At 56.5% G+C, this 14,213-nt stretch carries 13 protein-coding genes; 8 read left to right on the top strand and 5 right to left on the bottom strand.

Annotation, left to right across the window (positions count from 1 at the left end; genetic code table 11):
* Positions 1-26 precede the first annotated feature (26 nt).
* Genes fhuC through fhuB form a run of 3 tightly spaced genes read left to right on the top strand, consistent with a single transcriptional unit; the run spans position 27 to position 3,693 of the window.
* Positions 27-824 carry a Fe3+-hydroxamate ABC transporter ATP-binding protein FhuC gene (fhuC, locus tag QE396_RS12870; protein WP_020882606.1) on the top strand — a complete coding sequence of 266 codons (798 nt, stop codon included), beginning with the start codon at positions 27-29 and terminating at the stop codon, positions 822-824.
* A complete protein-coding gene (gene fhuD, locus QE396_RS12865; RefSeq protein WP_020882607.1) occupies positions 824-1,714 on the top strand; it encodes a Fe(3+)-hydroxamate ABC transporter substrate-binding protein FhuD in 891 nt (296 codons plus the stop codon). The genes fhuC and fhuD overlap by 1 nt, the downstream gene beginning before the upstream one ends.
* Positions 1,711-3,693 carry a Fe(3+)-hydroxamate ABC transporter permease FhuB gene (gene fhuB / locus QE396_RS12860; RefSeq protein ID WP_020882608.1) on the top strand — a complete coding sequence of 661 codons (1,983 nt, stop codon included), beginning with the start codon at positions 1,711-1,713 and terminating at the stop codon, positions 3,691-3,693. Before fhuD ends, fhuB begins: the two co-directional genes overlap by 4 nt.
* A 56-nt stretch (positions 3,694-3,749) precedes the next feature.
* On the opposite strand, the gene hemL is transcribed toward fhuB, so the two are convergent.
* The gene (gene hemL / locus QE396_RS12855) at positions 3,750-5,030 is read right to left on the bottom strand and encodes a glutamate-1-semialdehyde 2,1-aminomutase (RefSeq protein ID WP_020882609.1); all 1,281 of its coding nucleotides are present in this window, start codon (positions 5,028-5,030) and stop codon (positions 3,750-3,752) included.
* A gap of 177 nt (positions 5,031-5,207) precedes the next feature.
* Here hemL and clcA point away from each other — a divergent pair, with 177 nt between their 5' ends.
* Both clcA and erpA read left to right on the top strand, forming a co-directional pair.
* Positions 5,208-6,608: a H(+)/Cl(-) exchange transporter ClcA gene (gene clcA, locus QE396_RS12850; RefSeq protein WP_020882610.1), complete on the top strand. Its 1,401-nt coding sequence runs from the start codon at positions 5,208-5,210 to the stop codon at positions 6,606-6,608.
* 85 nt (positions 6,609-6,693) lie between these two features.
* A complete protein-coding gene (erpA, locus tag QE396_RS12845) occupies positions 6,694-7,038 on the top strand; it encodes an iron-sulfur cluster insertion protein ErpA (RefSeq protein WP_013095643.1) in 345 nt (114 codons plus the stop codon).
* A gap of 56 nt (positions 7,039-7,094) precedes the next feature.
* Here erpA and QE396_RS12840 read toward each other — a convergent pair whose 3' ends face one another.
* The 3 genes from QE396_RS12840 to mtnN are packed head-to-tail and all read right to left on the bottom strand — an operon-like array spanning position 7,095 to position 9,237.
* A complete protein-coding gene (locus QE396_RS12840; RefSeq protein ID WP_014168690.1) occupies positions 7,095-7,718 on the bottom strand; it encodes a TRIC cation channel family protein in 624 nt (207 codons plus the stop codon).
* Positions 7,719-7,745: 27 nt separating this feature from the next.
* Positions 7,746-8,546: a vitamin B12 ABC transporter substrate-binding protein BtuF gene (btuF, locus tag QE396_RS12835; protein WP_020882611.1), complete on the bottom strand. Its 801-nt coding sequence runs from the start codon at positions 8,544-8,546 to the stop codon at positions 7,746-7,748.
* Positions 8,539-9,237, bottom strand: coding sequence for a 5'-methylthioadenosine/S-adenosylhomocysteine nucleosidase (gene mtnN, locus QE396_RS12830; RefSeq protein ID WP_014168692.1), 699 nt, complete (start codon positions 9,235-9,237; stop codon positions 8,539-8,541). The genes btuF and mtnN overlap by 8 nt, the downstream gene beginning before the upstream one ends.
* An 82-nt stretch (positions 9,238-9,319) precedes the next feature.
* On the opposite strand from mtnN, the gene dgt reads away from it, so the two are divergent.
* The 3 genes from dgt to cdaR all read left to right on the top strand — a co-directional run bounded on the left by dgt (position 9,320) and on the right by cdaR (position 13,714).
* A complete protein-coding gene (gene dgt, locus QE396_RS12825; protein WP_020882612.1) occupies positions 9,320-10,834 on the top strand; it encodes a dGTPase in 1,515 nt (504 codons plus the stop codon).
* A gap of 131 nt (positions 10,835-10,965) precedes the next feature.
* Complete coding sequence (degP, locus tag QE396_RS12820; protein ID WP_014168694.1) at positions 10,966-12,402, top strand: serine endoprotease DegP; 1,437 nt, start codon at positions 10,966-10,968, stop codon at positions 12,400-12,402.
* A 154-nt stretch (positions 12,403-12,556) separates the two neighbouring features.
* Positions 12,557-13,714, top strand: a complete 1,158-nt coding sequence (gene cdaR / locus QE396_RS12815) for a DNA-binding transcriptional regulator CdaR (RefSeq protein WP_020882613.1) — start codon at positions 12,557-12,559, stop codon at positions 13,712-13,714.
* A gap of 90 nt (positions 13,715-13,804) precedes the next feature.
* Here the strand turns inward: cdaR and QE396_RS12810 are convergent, their stop codons facing one another.
* Positions 13,805-14,191 carry a DUF3461 family protein gene (locus tag QE396_RS12810; RefSeq protein WP_014168696.1) on the bottom strand — a complete coding sequence of 129 codons (387 nt, stop codon included), beginning with the start codon at positions 14,189-14,191 and terminating at the stop codon, positions 13,805-13,807.
* Positions 14,192-14,213 lie beyond the last annotated feature (22 nt).

The following is a 14,213-nucleotide window of genomic DNA, read 5'->3' as shown; positions in this document are numbered from 1 at the left end:
TGCCCTTTTTATTTAAGTTGGCCGATATGCAGGATAATCAAACGCAATCCGACACCACCTTCACGCTTAATAATCTCTCCTTTCGCGTGCCCGGACGCACCCTGCTGCATCCGCTCTCTTTGACCTTCCCGGCAGGTAAAGTGACAGGCCTGATTGGTCACAACGGCTCTGGTAAATCAACGCTGCTCAAAATGCTTGGCCGCCATCAGCCGCCGTCAGAAGGCGATATCCTGCTGGACGGTCAGCCGCTGGAGAGCTGGAGCAGTAAAGCCTTTGCCCGCAAAGTGGCGTATCTGCCGCAGCAGTTGCCGCAGGCGGAGGGGATGACCGTGCGTGAACTGGTGGCGATTGGGCGTTATCCGTGGCACGGCGCGCTTGGCCGTTTCGGCGTGGCCGACAGAGAGAAAGTGGAAGAGGCGATTGCGCTGGTGGGGCTAAAACCACTGGCCCACCGTCTGGTAGACAGCCTGTCAGGAGGGGAGCGTCAGCGCGCGTGGATAGCAATGCTGGTGGCCCAGGACAGCCGCTGCCTGCTGCTCGACGAACCGACCTCTGCGCTGGACATTGCCCATCAGGTCGACGTGCTTGCGCTGGTGCATCGTTTAAGCCAGCAGCGCGGTCTGACGGTTATCGCGGTCCTGCATGATATCAACATGGCCGCGCGTTACTGCGATTACCTCGTTGCCCTGCGCGGCGGTGAGATGATCGCCCAGGGGACGCCGTCTGAACTGATGCGCAGTGAAACGCTGGAACACATTTACGGTATTCCAATGGGGATTTTGCCTCACCCTGCCGGGGCTGCACCGGTGAGCTTTGTGTACTGATGCTGGATTCTATGTTGATGAGTCGCCGTCGTCTGCTGACGGCAATGGCGCTTTCACCGCTGCTGTTAAAAATGAATACCGCGCGTGCGGCTGCGGTCGATCCACACCGCATTGTGGCGCTGGAATGGTTGCCGGTAGAGCTGATGATGGCGCTGGGCGTTACGCCCTATGGTGTGGCGGATATTCCCAACTACAGGCTATGGGTGAATGAGCCGAGGCTACCGGACTCGGTAATCGACATCGGCCTGCGCACCGAGCCAAATCTCGAACTGCTCACCCAGATGAAGCCGTCATTCCTGTTCTGGTCTGCAGGTTACGGCCCGTCAGAAGAGACAATGGCACGGATTGCGCCCGGCCGTGGTTTCTCCTTCAGCGACGGTAAAAATCCGCTGGCGATGGCGAAAAACTCCCTCCACGAGATGGCACTGTTCCTTAACCGTGAGGTTGAGGCCAAAAAACATCTCGACGATTTTGATGCCCTGATTAACGCCCTGAAGCCGCGTTTTGCTCACCGGGGCGATCGCCCGCTGCTGATGGTGACGCTGCTGGATGCCCGCCATATGCTGATCTTTGGGAAAAACTGCCTGTTCCAGGACGTGCTCGACAGTTTTGGTATTCGTAATGCCTGGGAAGGGGAGATGACCTTCTGGGGCAGCACCGCCGTGGGGATTGACCGTCTTGCGGCATTTCGCGATGTGGATGTGTTGTGCTTTGACCACGGCAACGAGCGGGAGATGCAAACCCTGATGGCGACGCCGCTCTGGCAGGCAATGCCGTTTGTGCGTGAAAAACGGTTCCTGCGCGCACCTGCGGTATGGTTCTACGGCGCGACGCTTTCTGCCATGCACTTTGCCCGCGTGCTGGACAACGCGCTGGGAGGCCAGGCATGAGTACGCGTATTGCCCGTTTCCCGGCACTGTTGCTTTGCCTCATTTTCCTGTGCGCGCTGGCATTGACCTGGTTCAATCTGTCGACGGCCTTACCGCGCGACCAGTGGCGTGGGGCGCTGGTCGCGCCAGATATCGATAATATTCAGCAAATGCTGTTCCACTACAGTCTGCTGCCGCGCCTATCGATTTCGCTGCTGGTCGGGGCGGGATTAGGGCTGGTGGGCGTTTTATTCCAGCAGGTACTGCGTAACCCACTGGCCGAGCCGACGACGCTTGGCGTGGCGACCGGGGCACAGCTTGGGATCACGATTACCACACTCTGGGCGTTGCCTGGGGCATTGACCTCGCAGTTTGCTGCCCTCGCCGGTGCGTGTGTAGTGGGCGCGCTGGTATTCGGCGTCGCCTGGGGCAAACGTCTCTCCCCCGTCACGCTTATTCTTGCGGGGCTGGTGGTGAGCCTGTACTGCGGCGCGATTAATCAGCTGCTGGTGCTGTTCCATCACGATCAGCTGCAAAGCATGTTCCTCTGGAGCACCGGTACGCTCACCCAGACCGACTGGAGCGTCGTGCAGCGTCTGTGGCCGCAGCTCGCCGGTGGCGTCGTGTTGACGCTGCTGCTCTTGCGCCCGCTGACGTTAATGGGTCTTGATGATGGCGTGGCGCGTAATCTGGGGCTGGCGCTGTCGCTGGCCCGTCTGGGGGCGCTGACGCTGGCAATTGTGCTCAGTGCCCTGCTGGTTAATGCGGTAGGCATCATCGGGTTTATCGGACTGTTTGCGCCGCTGCTGGCAAAAATGCTCGGTGCGCGCCGCCTGCTGGCGCGCCTGATCTTAGCCCCGCTGATTGGCGCGTTGATCCTCTGGCTTTCCGATCAAATCATTCTCTGGCTGGCACGCGTCTGGATGGAAGTGTCTACCGGTTCGATGACGGCGCTTATCGGTGCACCGCTGCTGCTGTGGCTGCTGCCGCGTCTGCGCAGTATCAGCGCGCCAGCGATGGATGCTGGCGATAAGGTCTATGCTGAGCGCCAGTCAGTGCTGGGGTTCAGCCTTGCCGGGCTGGCAGTGCTGATTGTTATCTCATTTGCCGCGCTCGCTTTCGGACGCGATGCGGTGGGCTGGCACTGGGCGTCTGGGGATCTGCTTAACGAACTCATGCAGTGGCGCTGGCCGCGCATTCTCTCGGCGTTAATCGCCGGAGTCATGCTGGCGGTGGCGGGCTGTATTATCCAGCGTCTGACCGGTAATCCGATGGCCAGCCCGGAGGTTCTGGGTATCAGTTCTGGTGCCGCCTTTGGCGTGGTCCTGATGCTGTTCCTGGTGCCGGGAAATGCCTTCGGCTGGTTGATGCCTGCCGGGAGCGTTGGCGCGGCGGTGACGCTGCTGATCATCCTCATTGCCTCCGGGCGTGGCGGGTTTTCCCCTCACCGAATGCTGCTTGCCGGGATGGCGCTCAGCACGGCATTTACTATGCTGCTGATGATGCTGCAGGCGAGTGGCGATCCGCGTATGGCCAAGATCCTGACCTGGATCTCCGGTTCAACGTACAGCGCCACCGGCAGCCAGGTCGTGCATTCCGGGATTGCAATGATCGTATTGCTGGCGATGGTGCCGCTGTGTCGTCGCTGGATGACCATTCTGCCGCTGGGCGGCGAGACCGCGCGTGCGGTGGGGATGGCCCTGGCGCCGTCCCGTATCGGGTTACTGCTGCTGGCCGCATGCCTCACGGCAACGGCCACCATGACCATCGGCCCGCTGAGCTTTGTCGGCTTAATGGCGCCGCACATTGCCAGAATGATGGGCTTTCGTCGCACGATCCCGCACATTGTGATGTCGGCGCTGACGGGGGGCGTAATACTGGTGGTTGCTGACTGGCTGGGGCGGATGGTGCTCTTCCCGTACCAGATACCTGCCGGGTTGCTGTCGACGTTTATCGGGGCGCCGTACTTTATCTATTTGTTGAGAAAGCAAAGCAGGTAGAAGGGCGGTGGGGTATTGCCCTCTCCGGGTGGAGAGGGCAGCAGATCGTTTCTGTCTTACAACTTCGCAAAGACCCGGCGCGCAGCATCGATAGTCTTATTGATATCGTCTTCGCTGTGCGCGACGGACATAAAGCCTGCTTCAAACGCTGATGGTGCCAGGTAGACGCCTTCTTCCAGCATCAGATGGAAGAAGCGCTTGAAGCGTTCAACGTCACACTTCACCACATCCTGATAGCAGGTCACGGTTGTCGCATCGGTGAAGAAAATCCCGAACATCCCACCAACGTGGTTTACCACCAGAGGAATACCGGTTTCTTGCGCGGCCTCCAGCAGGCCGTTGGCCAGTTGAGTTGTCAGGTCTGTCAGGGTTTCGTGAATACCCGGCTGCGCGACTTCGGTCAGACAGGCGAAACCTGCGGCCATCGCAATCGGGTTGCCGGAAAGGGTACCCGCCTGGTAGACCGGGCCAGTCGGCGCCAGCGCTTCCATCACCTCTTTACGTCCCCCGAATGCACCGACAGGCATGCCGCCGCCGATGATTTTGCCAAGGCACGTCAGGTCCGGCTCTACGCCGTAGTAAGACTGTGCCCCCGCCAGCGCGACGCGGAAGCCGGTCATCACTTCGTCGATGATCAGCAGAGCGCCAAACTCATCGCACAGGGCGCGCAGACCCGGCAGGAACTCCGGCTGCGGAGGAATGCAGTTCATGTTGCCTGCGACAGGTTCAACGATGATGCAGGCAATCTCCTGCGGATACTGCTCGAAGGCTGCCCGAACGGTGTTCAGATCGTTATAGGTGCAGGTCAGGGTATGCTTCGCAAAGTCAGCCGGTACGCCCGGTGAGTTCGGCTGACCGAGGGTCAGCGCGCCGGAGCCGGCTTTTACCAGCAGGCAGTCCGCATGACCGTGGTAGCAGCCTTCAAATTTGATGATCTTGTCGCGGCCGGTAAAGCCACGTGCCAGGCGGATCGCGCTCATGGTGGCCTCGGTACCGGAGTTCACCATACGCACCATGTCCATTGTCGGGACCAGTTCGGTGACCAGTTCCGCCATTTTCACTTCCATCTCGGTTGGCGCGCCGAAGCTCAGGCCGCGCTGGGCGGCTTCGATCACCGCATTGCGGATAGCAGGATGGTTGTGACCCAGCACCATCGGACCCCAGGAGCCGACATAATCGATATAGGCTTTGCCATCGACATCATACAGATACGCGCCGTCAGCACGTTCGATAAACAGCGGCGTACCGCCTACGCCGGTAAAGGCGCGAACAGGCGAATTCACGCCACCTGGGATAAGCTCGCGGGCTGCACTGTAGAGGTTTTCAGACTTGCTCATGGCGTCGTTCCTGGTTCGTATAAAATGATTAAGCACACTATTCTAAGTGATCCTCGGAAGGTAATGAAATTTTTGCCCCCTTTCATGCCCAAACAATTGTTAAGTATTTTTCACGGGATGATATTACGCACTCTGGTAAAATCCCTGCGGTTATTTGTATGACGAAAAGAAACGGTAATGAAAGCAGACACTCATTCTTATACTGAACAGCAGTTCAGACGTGCGCAGCACCGTATCAGCATCCGGCGCTTGCTTAATCGTGATAAAACGCCGCTGGCTATCCTGCTGGCTGCTGCCGTGGTCGGCGCAGTTGCCGGGCTGGTGGGTATCGCCTTCGAAAAAGCGGTTAACGCGATAATGAACTGGCGAATTGGAACCGTGGCGGGTTTTGCCTATAGCGGTGGATGGGTATGGGTGTGGGCCTTTGGCTTATCAGCGCTGTTCGCCATGGTGGGCTATTTCCTGGTTCGTAAATTTGCGCCGGAAGCGGGCGGTTCCGGGATCCCTGAAATAGAAGGCGCGCTGGAAGAGCTGAGGCCGGTTCGCTGGTGGCGCGTCATCCCGGTAAAATTTATCGGTGGCATGGGAACGCTCGGTGCAGGCATGGTGCTCGGGCGCGAAGGGCCAACGGTGCAGCTGGGCGGAAACGTTGGGCGCATGGTCGGCGATCTGTTTCGCATGCGCAGCGCGGAGGCGCGACATACGCTGCTGGCAACGGGGGCGGCGGCCGGCCTTTCGGCGGCGTTCAACGCACCGCTCGCGGGGATCCTGTTCATTATTGAAGAGATGCGGGCACAGTTTCGCTACAACCTTATCTCGATAAAAGCGGTATTCACCGGCGTCATTATGTCGAGCATTGTCTTTCGCATTTTTAATGGCGAAGGGGCGGTGATTGAGGTGGGGAAACTGACCAATGCGCCGGTGAATACGCTGTGGCTGTACCTGATCCTCGGCATGATTTTTGGCGTGGTCGGCCCGCTGTTTAACACGCTTATCTTACGCGCTCAGGATATGTTCCAGCGCATTCACGGTGGGAATACCACCCGCTGGGTATTGATCGGCGGACTGCTGGGCGGCGGCTGCGGCGTGCTCGGCTTCATTGAGCCCAATGCCGCAGGCGGTGGCTTCGGGCTGATACCGATTGCCGCAGCGGGTAATTTCAGCATTGGTCTGTTGCTGTTCATGTTTATTTCACGGGTGATTACCACCGTATTGTGCTTCTCCTCCGGTGCGCCTGGCGGTATTTTTGCCCCGATGCTGGCGCTGGGTACGCTTCTGGGAACCGCGTTTGGCATGGTCGCTGCTGCCGGATTTCCGGCCTATCATCTGGACGCCGGGACCTTTGCTATTGCCGGAATGGGCGCGCTGCTGGCGGCGTCTCTGCGCGCGCCGTTGACCGGCATCGTGCTGGTTCTGGAGATGACGGATAATTACCAGCTCATTTTGCCAATGATCATTACCTGTCTCGGCGCGACACTATTAGCCCAATTCCTGGGTGGAAAACCGCTATACTCCACCATTCTTGCCCGTACCCTGGCAAAACAAGAGGCCGAGCGGGCGCCGACGCAGAATACTTGAATGAATTACCAGGGTATTAGATAATGACATAAAGAATTGGGTGAATTTTACCCAATAGCAGTAGCAGTATTCATGGGAGCATAAGATGAGTGATGACGTAGCGTTGCCGCTGGAATTTACCGAAGCAGCAGCCAACAAAGTGAAAACCCTGATTGCCGACGAGGACAATCCGGATCTGAAACTGCGTGTCTATATTACCGGTGGCGGCTGCAGCGGCTTCCAGTATGGTTTTACCTTTGACGATCAGGTCAACGACGGCGATATGACTATCGAGAAGCAGGGCGTTGCGCTGGTGGTTGACCCGATGAGCCTGCAGTACCTGGTGGGTGGTTCGGTGGATTACACTGAAGGCCTGGAAGGTTCGCGCTTCGTTGTGACTAATCCGAACGCGACAAGTACCTGTGGATGTGGCTCTTCGTTCAGCATCTGACAGGGATGCAGTCGTAAGCCCGGTAAGCGTAGCGCCACCGGGCTTATAAACAACGCTTATCGTGCATTATCATCCAGCGCAAACGTCGGCAGCTTCAGATGCCAGCGTATCGCCGCTAACCGTATCCCCAGCGTGACCACCATACCCAGCATGGCTGCATTTTCTAGCGGCATCGCAAAGGTGTAATACGCCGTCGCGTGAACAATCCCACCAATAATACACGCCGTGGCATAGATTTCGGTACGCAGGATCATGGGAACTTCACGCGCCAGAATGTCGCGAATAATCCCGCCGCCGACCCCGGTTAACACGCCCATGCAGATGGCCACCATCGGGCCCGTTCCCGCATTGAAGGCTTTATTGACGCCGATGCCCACAAAGACGGCCAGACCGACGGCATCCAGTACCGGGAGTATCCATTTCGGTAACCGGCGGGGTTGGCGAACCAACACGATGGTCAACAGACAGGTGACCATCGCCACCACCAGATCGGTTGGATCTTTTACCCAAAATACCGGGCCATTCGCCAGGGCCATATCACGTATCGTCCCGCCACCCACGGCGGTGACCACGCCCAGCACCAGCACGCCAAACGGATCCATGCGCAGTTTTCCGGCGAGTAAAACGCCGGAGATAGCAAAAACGGCTGTGCCAAGAATATCCAGCCAATAAACGAGCATCGTTAAATCCTCGAGCGGGGTATGTTGTTAGTGACTCTCTGCCAGCGCGGCACAGAGCTGTTTTGCGGCGAGGATAATACGCGGGCTGGCGCGTTCAAACCAGTCACTGGTGAGGGGGATCACCGGTATTTTTAGCTGACGTTGCCAGAATTGTTCAATTTTAGGAATCTCGCTCGCATTTCCGACCACCACGATGGCCTGTGGCTGGCGTGCGAGCACCTGTTCCCGGCTGACCTGAGGCCACGGCACCCGGCTGGCTGCAAAGATGTTTTCGCCGCCGCAGATTTCCAGCACCTGATTCTGAATGGATCCTTTCCCGGTGGTGAACAGCGGCTGGCTGCCAAACTGCAGGAAGATGCGTTTTTTGACGGGGACATCGTAGCGGGATTTCAGCGCGGCATAGTCGCTGAGCATCTGTTTCGCGGCATTCTCGGCTTTTGCTGGGGTAGGGCTGTAGGGGGCCAGAGAACGCAGTGCCTGAGCGACCTGCTCAATGCTCACCGCATCAATCCACATCACCTTGATCCCAAGCGAGGAGAGCTGGTTGACCTGCCGCTCGGCGTTACCGCCGCGCCAGGCGAGCACGAGATCGGGTTTAAGCGCCACGATGCGCTCAATGTTCATCCCTTGCCAGGTCGCCACCTGTTCAATATGGGCCGCTTGCGGAGGGTAATCCGAAAAGCTGCTCACGCCGACAGGCGTGATCCCGGCGGCAAAGGCCAGTTCGGTGTTTGCCGGAGAGAGCGTAATCACACGCGGCGCGGCAAATAGCCATGCCGGTGCGAGAAAAAGCAGGGCGACCAGCGCCCTGATGTATGGGTTACCCACGAGCCAGTTTCTGCACCAGGCGCTCCACCATCACGGTGGACTGTTTTGCCGCAACGGTCAGGAACTCGTCGAAGCTGATATGAGACTGCTGGTCTGCCACGTCGGAGATGGCGCGGACCACCACGAACGGAACGTTGAAGTTATGGCAAACGTGAGCAATGGCGGTCGCTTCCATCTCAACGGCAACGGCCTGAGGGAAGTTATGACGAATTTTCGCCAGGCCGACGGAGCCATTGATGAACGCATCACCGCTGACGATCAGGCCGCGTACCGCGTTGAGGTTCAGCTCAGCGATGCAGCTTTCAGCCGCCGCAATCAGTTTGTCATCGGCTTTAAACCCGGCCGGGCAACCCGGAAGCTGACCGTATTCGTAGCCGAATGCGGTAACGTCTGCATCGTGGTAACGCGCTTCATCGGAAACAACGATATCACCGACTTTCAGCGTCGACGCCAGGCCGCCTGCAGAACCGGTGTTAATGATAACGTCCGGCTTGCAGCGTTCGAGCAGCAGGGTCGCGCCCAGCGCAGCAGCAACCTTACCGATGCCTGATTTCAGCAGAGCGACGTCAACGCCATTCAACTGGCCGGTGTAGATCTCACAGCCACCGAGGGAGAGAGTCTGACGGTTCTCAATTTTGTCACGCAGCAGCGTAACTTCTTCTTCCATTGCACCAATAATGCCGATTTTCATAGATTTACTCGCGATGTGCCTTGTTAAGATGCATAGTCTATCATGCGGTTAAGAGGAAACGCATTCTCACGCGGGGGAGCACATGTCACCAATCGATTTTCGCACCAAAATTAACTGGCACCGACGTTTCCGTTCGCCGCAGGGCGACAAGAGCGAGCATGAGATCCTGCGTATCTTCGAAAGCGATCGTGGGCGGATCATAAACTCGCCGGCAATCCGTCGGTTACAGCAAAAAACCCAGGTGTTTCCGCTTGAACGTAACGCTGCGGTGCGCACGCGCTTAACGCATTCTATGGAAGTTCAGCAGGTTGGCCGCTACATTGCCAAAGAGATTTTAAGCCGTCTCAAAGAGCAGCAGCTTCTCGAAACCTATGGGCTGAATGAGCTGACCGGGCCGTTTGAGAGCATTGTTGAGATGGCCTGTCTGATGCATGACATCGGTAACCCGCCCTTTGGTCATTTTGGCGAAGCCGCCATAAATGACTGGTTTAAACAGCGGCTTTATCCTGCTGATGCGGTAAGCCAGCCTCTGAGCGATGACCGCTGCCTGGTGCGGGATTTACGCCTGCGCGAAGGTGAAGACGCGCTGAACGACCTGCGGCGTAAAGTCCGTCACGACCTCTGTCACTTCGAAGGCAATGCGCAGGGGATCCGGCTGGTCCACTCCCTGATGCGTATGAACCTGACCTGGGCACAGGTGGGGTGCATCCTGAAATATACGCGACCGGCCTGGTGGATGGGCGAGACGCCCGCGTCGCACAGTTATTTGATGAAAAAGCCGGGCTATTATCTTTCTGAAGAAGCCTATATAGAGCGCCTGCGTAAAGAACTTTCTCTGACACCAAACGGCCGCTTCCCCTTAACCTGGATTATGGAAGCTGCCGACGACATTTCATATTGTGTTGCCGACCTGGAAGACGCCGTTGAGAAAAGAATATTCAGCGTCGAAGAACTTTATCAGCATCTTTATGAAGCCTGGGGAACGCATGAAAAAGGCTCGCTGTTTGCTCAGGTTGTCGAAAATGCCTGGGAGAAATCGCGTTCAAATACATTAAGCCGCAGCACGGAAGATCAGTTCTTTATGTATTTACGGGTCAATACATTAAATAAACTGGTGCCTTATGCCGCCTCGCGCTTTATAGACAACCTGCCGTTAATTTATAGCGGCGAATTCAACCATGCGTTGCTGGAAGATGACAGCAGCTTTAGCCAGCTTCTTGAGCTCTATAAAAACGTGGCCGTGCGTCATGTTTTCAGCCATCCGGATGTTGAACAGCTTGAGCTGCAGGGATACAGGGTTATCAGTGGGTTACTCGAAATCTATCGGCCTCTGCTGCAATTATCCGTCGACGAGTTCAGCGAGCTGGTGGAAAAAGAGCGCGTGCGGCGAATACCGATCGAATCCCGGCTTTATCAGAAACTTTCAACCCGTCACCGTCTGGCTTATGTCGAAGCCATCGGCAAGCTGGATCGTCAGTCGTCCCAGTGGCCGGTGATGGAATATTATTATCGCTGCCGTCTTATCCAGGACTATATCAGCGGGATGACAGATTTGTATGCCTGGGATGAATACCGCAAGCTCATGGCGGTGGAATAAGCACGGAGTTTTGTAAAGACGGCCAATAAATTTTTACCTTTTCCATAAACTTATGGCCGGAACTAAGCGGTATAAAATGAATCTGAGTTACACAGCAATTTTGCGTTATCTGTAAATCGAGATTAAGACACATGAAAAAAACCACATTAGCAATGAGTGCACTGGCTCTGAGTTTAGGTTTAGCGCTGTCTCCTCTGACTGCTACTGCAGCTGAGACCGCATCGTCGGCAGCGACCGCGCAGCAGATGCCAAGCCTGGCACCGATGCTCGAAAAAGTGATGCCATCGGTGGTGAGTATTAACGTTGAGGGCAGCACAACCGTCAATACGCCGCGTATGCCGCGTAACTTCCAGCAGTTCTTTGGTGATAACTCACCTTTCTGCCAGGACGGTTCGCCATTCCAGAGCTCCCCGTTCTGTCAGGGCGGTGGTGCAGGGGATGACACCCAGGGGGGTGGCCAGCAGCAGAAATTCATGGCGCTTGGCTCGGGTGTGATTATCGATGCGGCGAAAGGCTACGTCGTGACCAACAACCACGTTGTTGATAACGCCAGCAGCATTAAGGTTCAGCTGAGCGACGGGCGTAAATTTGATGCCAAAGTGGTCGGGAAAGACCCGCGCTCCGATATTGCGCTGATCCAGATTCAGGATCCGAAAAACCTGACGGCGATTAAAATTGCCGACTCCGATGCGCTGCGTGTCGGTGATTATACCGTCGCTATCGGTAACCCGTTCGGTCTGGGTGAAACCGTAACCTCGGGGATTGTTTCCGCGCTGGGTCGTAGCGGCCTCAACGCCGAAAACTATGAAAACTTCATCCAGACGGATGCCGCCATCAACCGGGGTAACTCCGGCGGTGCGCTGGTGAACCTGAACGGTGAGCTGATTGGTATCAACACCGCGATCCTTGCACCAGACGGCGGCAATATCGGGATCGGCTTTGCTATCCCAAGTAACATGGTGAAAAACCTGACCGCGCAGATGGTGCAGTATGGCCAGGTGAAACGCGGTGAACTGGGGATTCTGGGTACCGAACTGAATTCCGAACTGGCTAAGGCGATGAAAGTTGACGCCCAGCGCGGCGCATTTGTCAGCCAGGTGATGCCGAACTCCTCCGCGGCGAAAGCGGGCATTAAAGCAGGTGATGTCATCACCTCCCTGAACGGGAAACCGATCAGCAGCTTTGCCGCGCTGCGTGCTGAAGTGGGCTCCATGCCGATTGGCAGCAAAGTCACCCTCGGCCTGCTGCGTGACGGTAAACCGGTTAACGTGAGCCTGGAACTGCAGCAGAGCAGCCAGAATCAGGTTGATTCCAGCACCATCTTCAGCGGCATTGAAGGCGCCGAGATGAGCAATAAAGGTCAGGACAAAGGCGTTGTGGTAAACAACGTTAAAGCGAACAGCCCGGCTGCGCGCATTGGCCTGAAAAAAGGCGATGTGATCATGGGTGCGAACCAGCAGCCAGTGAAAAACATTGCTGAACTGCGCAAAATTCTGGACAGCAAACCTTCCGTGCTGGCGTTGAATATTCAGCGTGGTGATACCTCAATTTACCTGCTGATGCAGTAATCCTCTCAGGCCCCTGTTTCAGTTGAGCAGGGGCTTTTCACCTTTCTGTGACCTTTTCCACAACTCCATACTTTTCCCTTTCACTTTGTGCATTCGCACAATGCAGCGGTAGCTGAACTTCCCTATGCTTGAGCTCTGCTCACAGGAGGGTTACATGGCTGGCTGGCATCTCGATACCAAAATGGCGCAGGATATTGTGGCACGCACCATGCGCATCATTGATACCAATATCAACGTAATGGATGCCCGTGGGCGCATTATTGGCAGTGGCGATCGTGAGCGTATTGGGGAATTGCACGAAGGGGCGCTGCTGGTGCTCTCCCAGGGGCGGGTGGTGGACATCGACGATGCGGTGGCGAAACACCTGCACGGTGTCCGTCAGGGCATCAATTTACCGCTGCGTCTTGAGGGGGAAATTGTTGGCGTTATCGGCCTGACCGGCGAGCCGGAGTCGTTGCGAAAATATGGCGAACTGGTCTGTATGACGGCGGAGATGATGCTTGAGCAGTCGCGCCTGATGCATCTGCTCGCCCAGGACAGCCGTCTGCGTGAAGAGCTGGTGATGAACCTGATTCAGGCGGATGAGCATACCCCTGCACTCAATGAATGGGCGCAGCGCCTGGGAATCGATCTGAATCAGCCGCGCGTCGTGGCGGTAATTGAGGTGGACAGCGGCCAGCTTGGCGTTGACAGTGCGATGGCTGAGCTGCAGCAGCTGCAAAATGCACTGGCAACGCCGGAACGCGATAACCTGGTGGCGATTGTCTCTCTGACGGAAATGGTGGTGCTCAAGCCCGCGCTGAACGCGTTCGGGCGCTGGGATGCAGAAGATCATCGTCGTCGCGTGGAGCAGTTGATTGCCCGCATGAAGGAGAATGGTCAGCTTCGTTTTCGCGTCGCGCTGGGCAATTACTTCACCGGTCCGGGCAGTATTGCCCGCTCCTGGCGTACTGCCCGCACCACCATGATGGTGGGTAAGCAGCGGATGCCGGAAAGCCGCAGTTATTTCTACCAGGATCTGATGCTGCCGGTGCTGCTCGACAGCCTGCGCGGTGGCTGGCAGGCCAATGAGCTGGCACGTCCGTTAGCGCGCCTCAAGGCAATGGACAACAACGGTCTGTTGCGTCGGACGCTGCAGGCGTGGTTCCGTCATAACGTACAGCCGCTGGCAACGTCGAAAGCGTTGTTTATACATCGCAATACGCTGGAATATCGACTGAACCGGATTTCGGAGCTAACAGGGCTGGATCTGGGGAGCTTTGACGACAGGCTGCTGCTTTATGTGGCGTTACAGCTCGATGAGCAGAGATGAGTGAAATACGGCCTGATGCCCTTACTCCATCCCTTTCCACGGGAGAGGGCGCAAACACTAAAACGGCAATCAAAGATTGCCGTTTTGCGTTTATTTCCGGGTAAGCTTTTCAAGATCCGCTTCGATTTCGCTAATCTTGTTGGTGACAACGCTTTCAAGGTGACGCAGATCGTCGAGGATCTTACGTTTGAGATCGACTTCAGTGCGGTCGCGCTGACAGATCTGATCGAGTTCATCGATCACATAGCGCAGATTAGGGCTGATTTCCTGAACTTCTTTGTATCCCTGTCCTACACCGTCAGCGACGACGGTCTTACGCTGGCGTGGATATTTAAACTTCACGCTCTTGGCGAAAAACTCTCCTTTGTCCTTGTGAAAATAGATTTTCAGAATGTCGTTATTAGCTTCCTGGCGAAGGCTGTAACGATCAATTTCATCAGGATTGGTAATGCCCAGACTTTTCAGATTATCGTACATAGCGGTACCCTTGATCTCAACA

This window comes from Enterobacter sp. SORGH_AS_0287 (genome assembly GCF_031453695.1).
Taxonomy (GTDB): domain Bacteria; phylum Pseudomonadota; class Gammaproteobacteria; order Enterobacterales; family Enterobacteriaceae; genus Enterobacter; species Enterobacter ludwigii.
The sequence above is the reverse complement of the archived record's forward strand: the minus strand, read 5'-3'. Positions and strand labels throughout refer to the sequence as shown.

Bases quoted from the DNA above. Each gene is read 5' to 3' on its own strand.
- fhuC (WP_020882606.1), top strand. From the start codon at position 27: ATGCAGGATAATCAAACGCAATCCGACACCACCTTCACGCTTAATAAT.
- fhuD (WP_020882607.1), top strand. From the start codon at position 824: ATGCTGGATTCTATGTTGATGAGTCGCCGTCGTCTGCTGACGGCAATG.
- fhuB (WP_020882608.1), top strand. From the start codon at position 1,711: ATGAGTACGCGTATTGCCCGTTTCCCGGCACTGTTGCTTTGCCTCATT.
- hemL (WP_020882609.1), bottom strand. From the start codon at position 5,030: ATGAGCAAGTCTGAAAACCTCTACAGTGCAGCCCGCGAGCTTATCCCA.
- clcA (WP_020882610.1), top strand. From the start codon at position 5,208: ATGAAAGCAGACACTCATTCTTATACTGAACAGCAGTTCAGACGTGCG.
- erpA (WP_013095643.1), top strand. From the start codon at position 6,694: ATGAGTGATGACGTAGCGTTGCCGCTGGAATTTACCGAAGCAGCAGCC.
- QE396_RS12840 (WP_014168690.1), bottom strand. From the start codon at position 7,718: ATGCTCGTTTATTGGCTGGATATTCTTGGCACAGCCGTTTTTGCTATC.
- mtnN (WP_014168692.1), bottom strand. From the start codon at position 9,237: ATGAAAATCGGCATTATTGGTGCAATGGAAGAAGAAGTTACGCTGCTG.
- dgt (WP_020882612.1), top strand. From the start codon at position 9,320: ATGTCACCAATCGATTTTCGCACCAAAATTAACTGGCACCGACGTTTC.
- degP (WP_014168694.1), top strand. From the start codon at position 10,966: ATGAAAAAAACCACATTAGCAATGAGTGCACTGGCTCTGAGTTTAGGT.
- cdaR (WP_020882613.1), top strand. From the start codon at position 12,557: ATGGCTGGCTGGCATCTCGATACCAAAATGGCGCAGGATATTGTGGCA.
- QE396_RS12810 (WP_014168696.1), bottom strand. From the start codon at position 14,191: ATGTACGATAATCTGAAAAGTCTGGGCATTACCAATCCTGATGAAATT.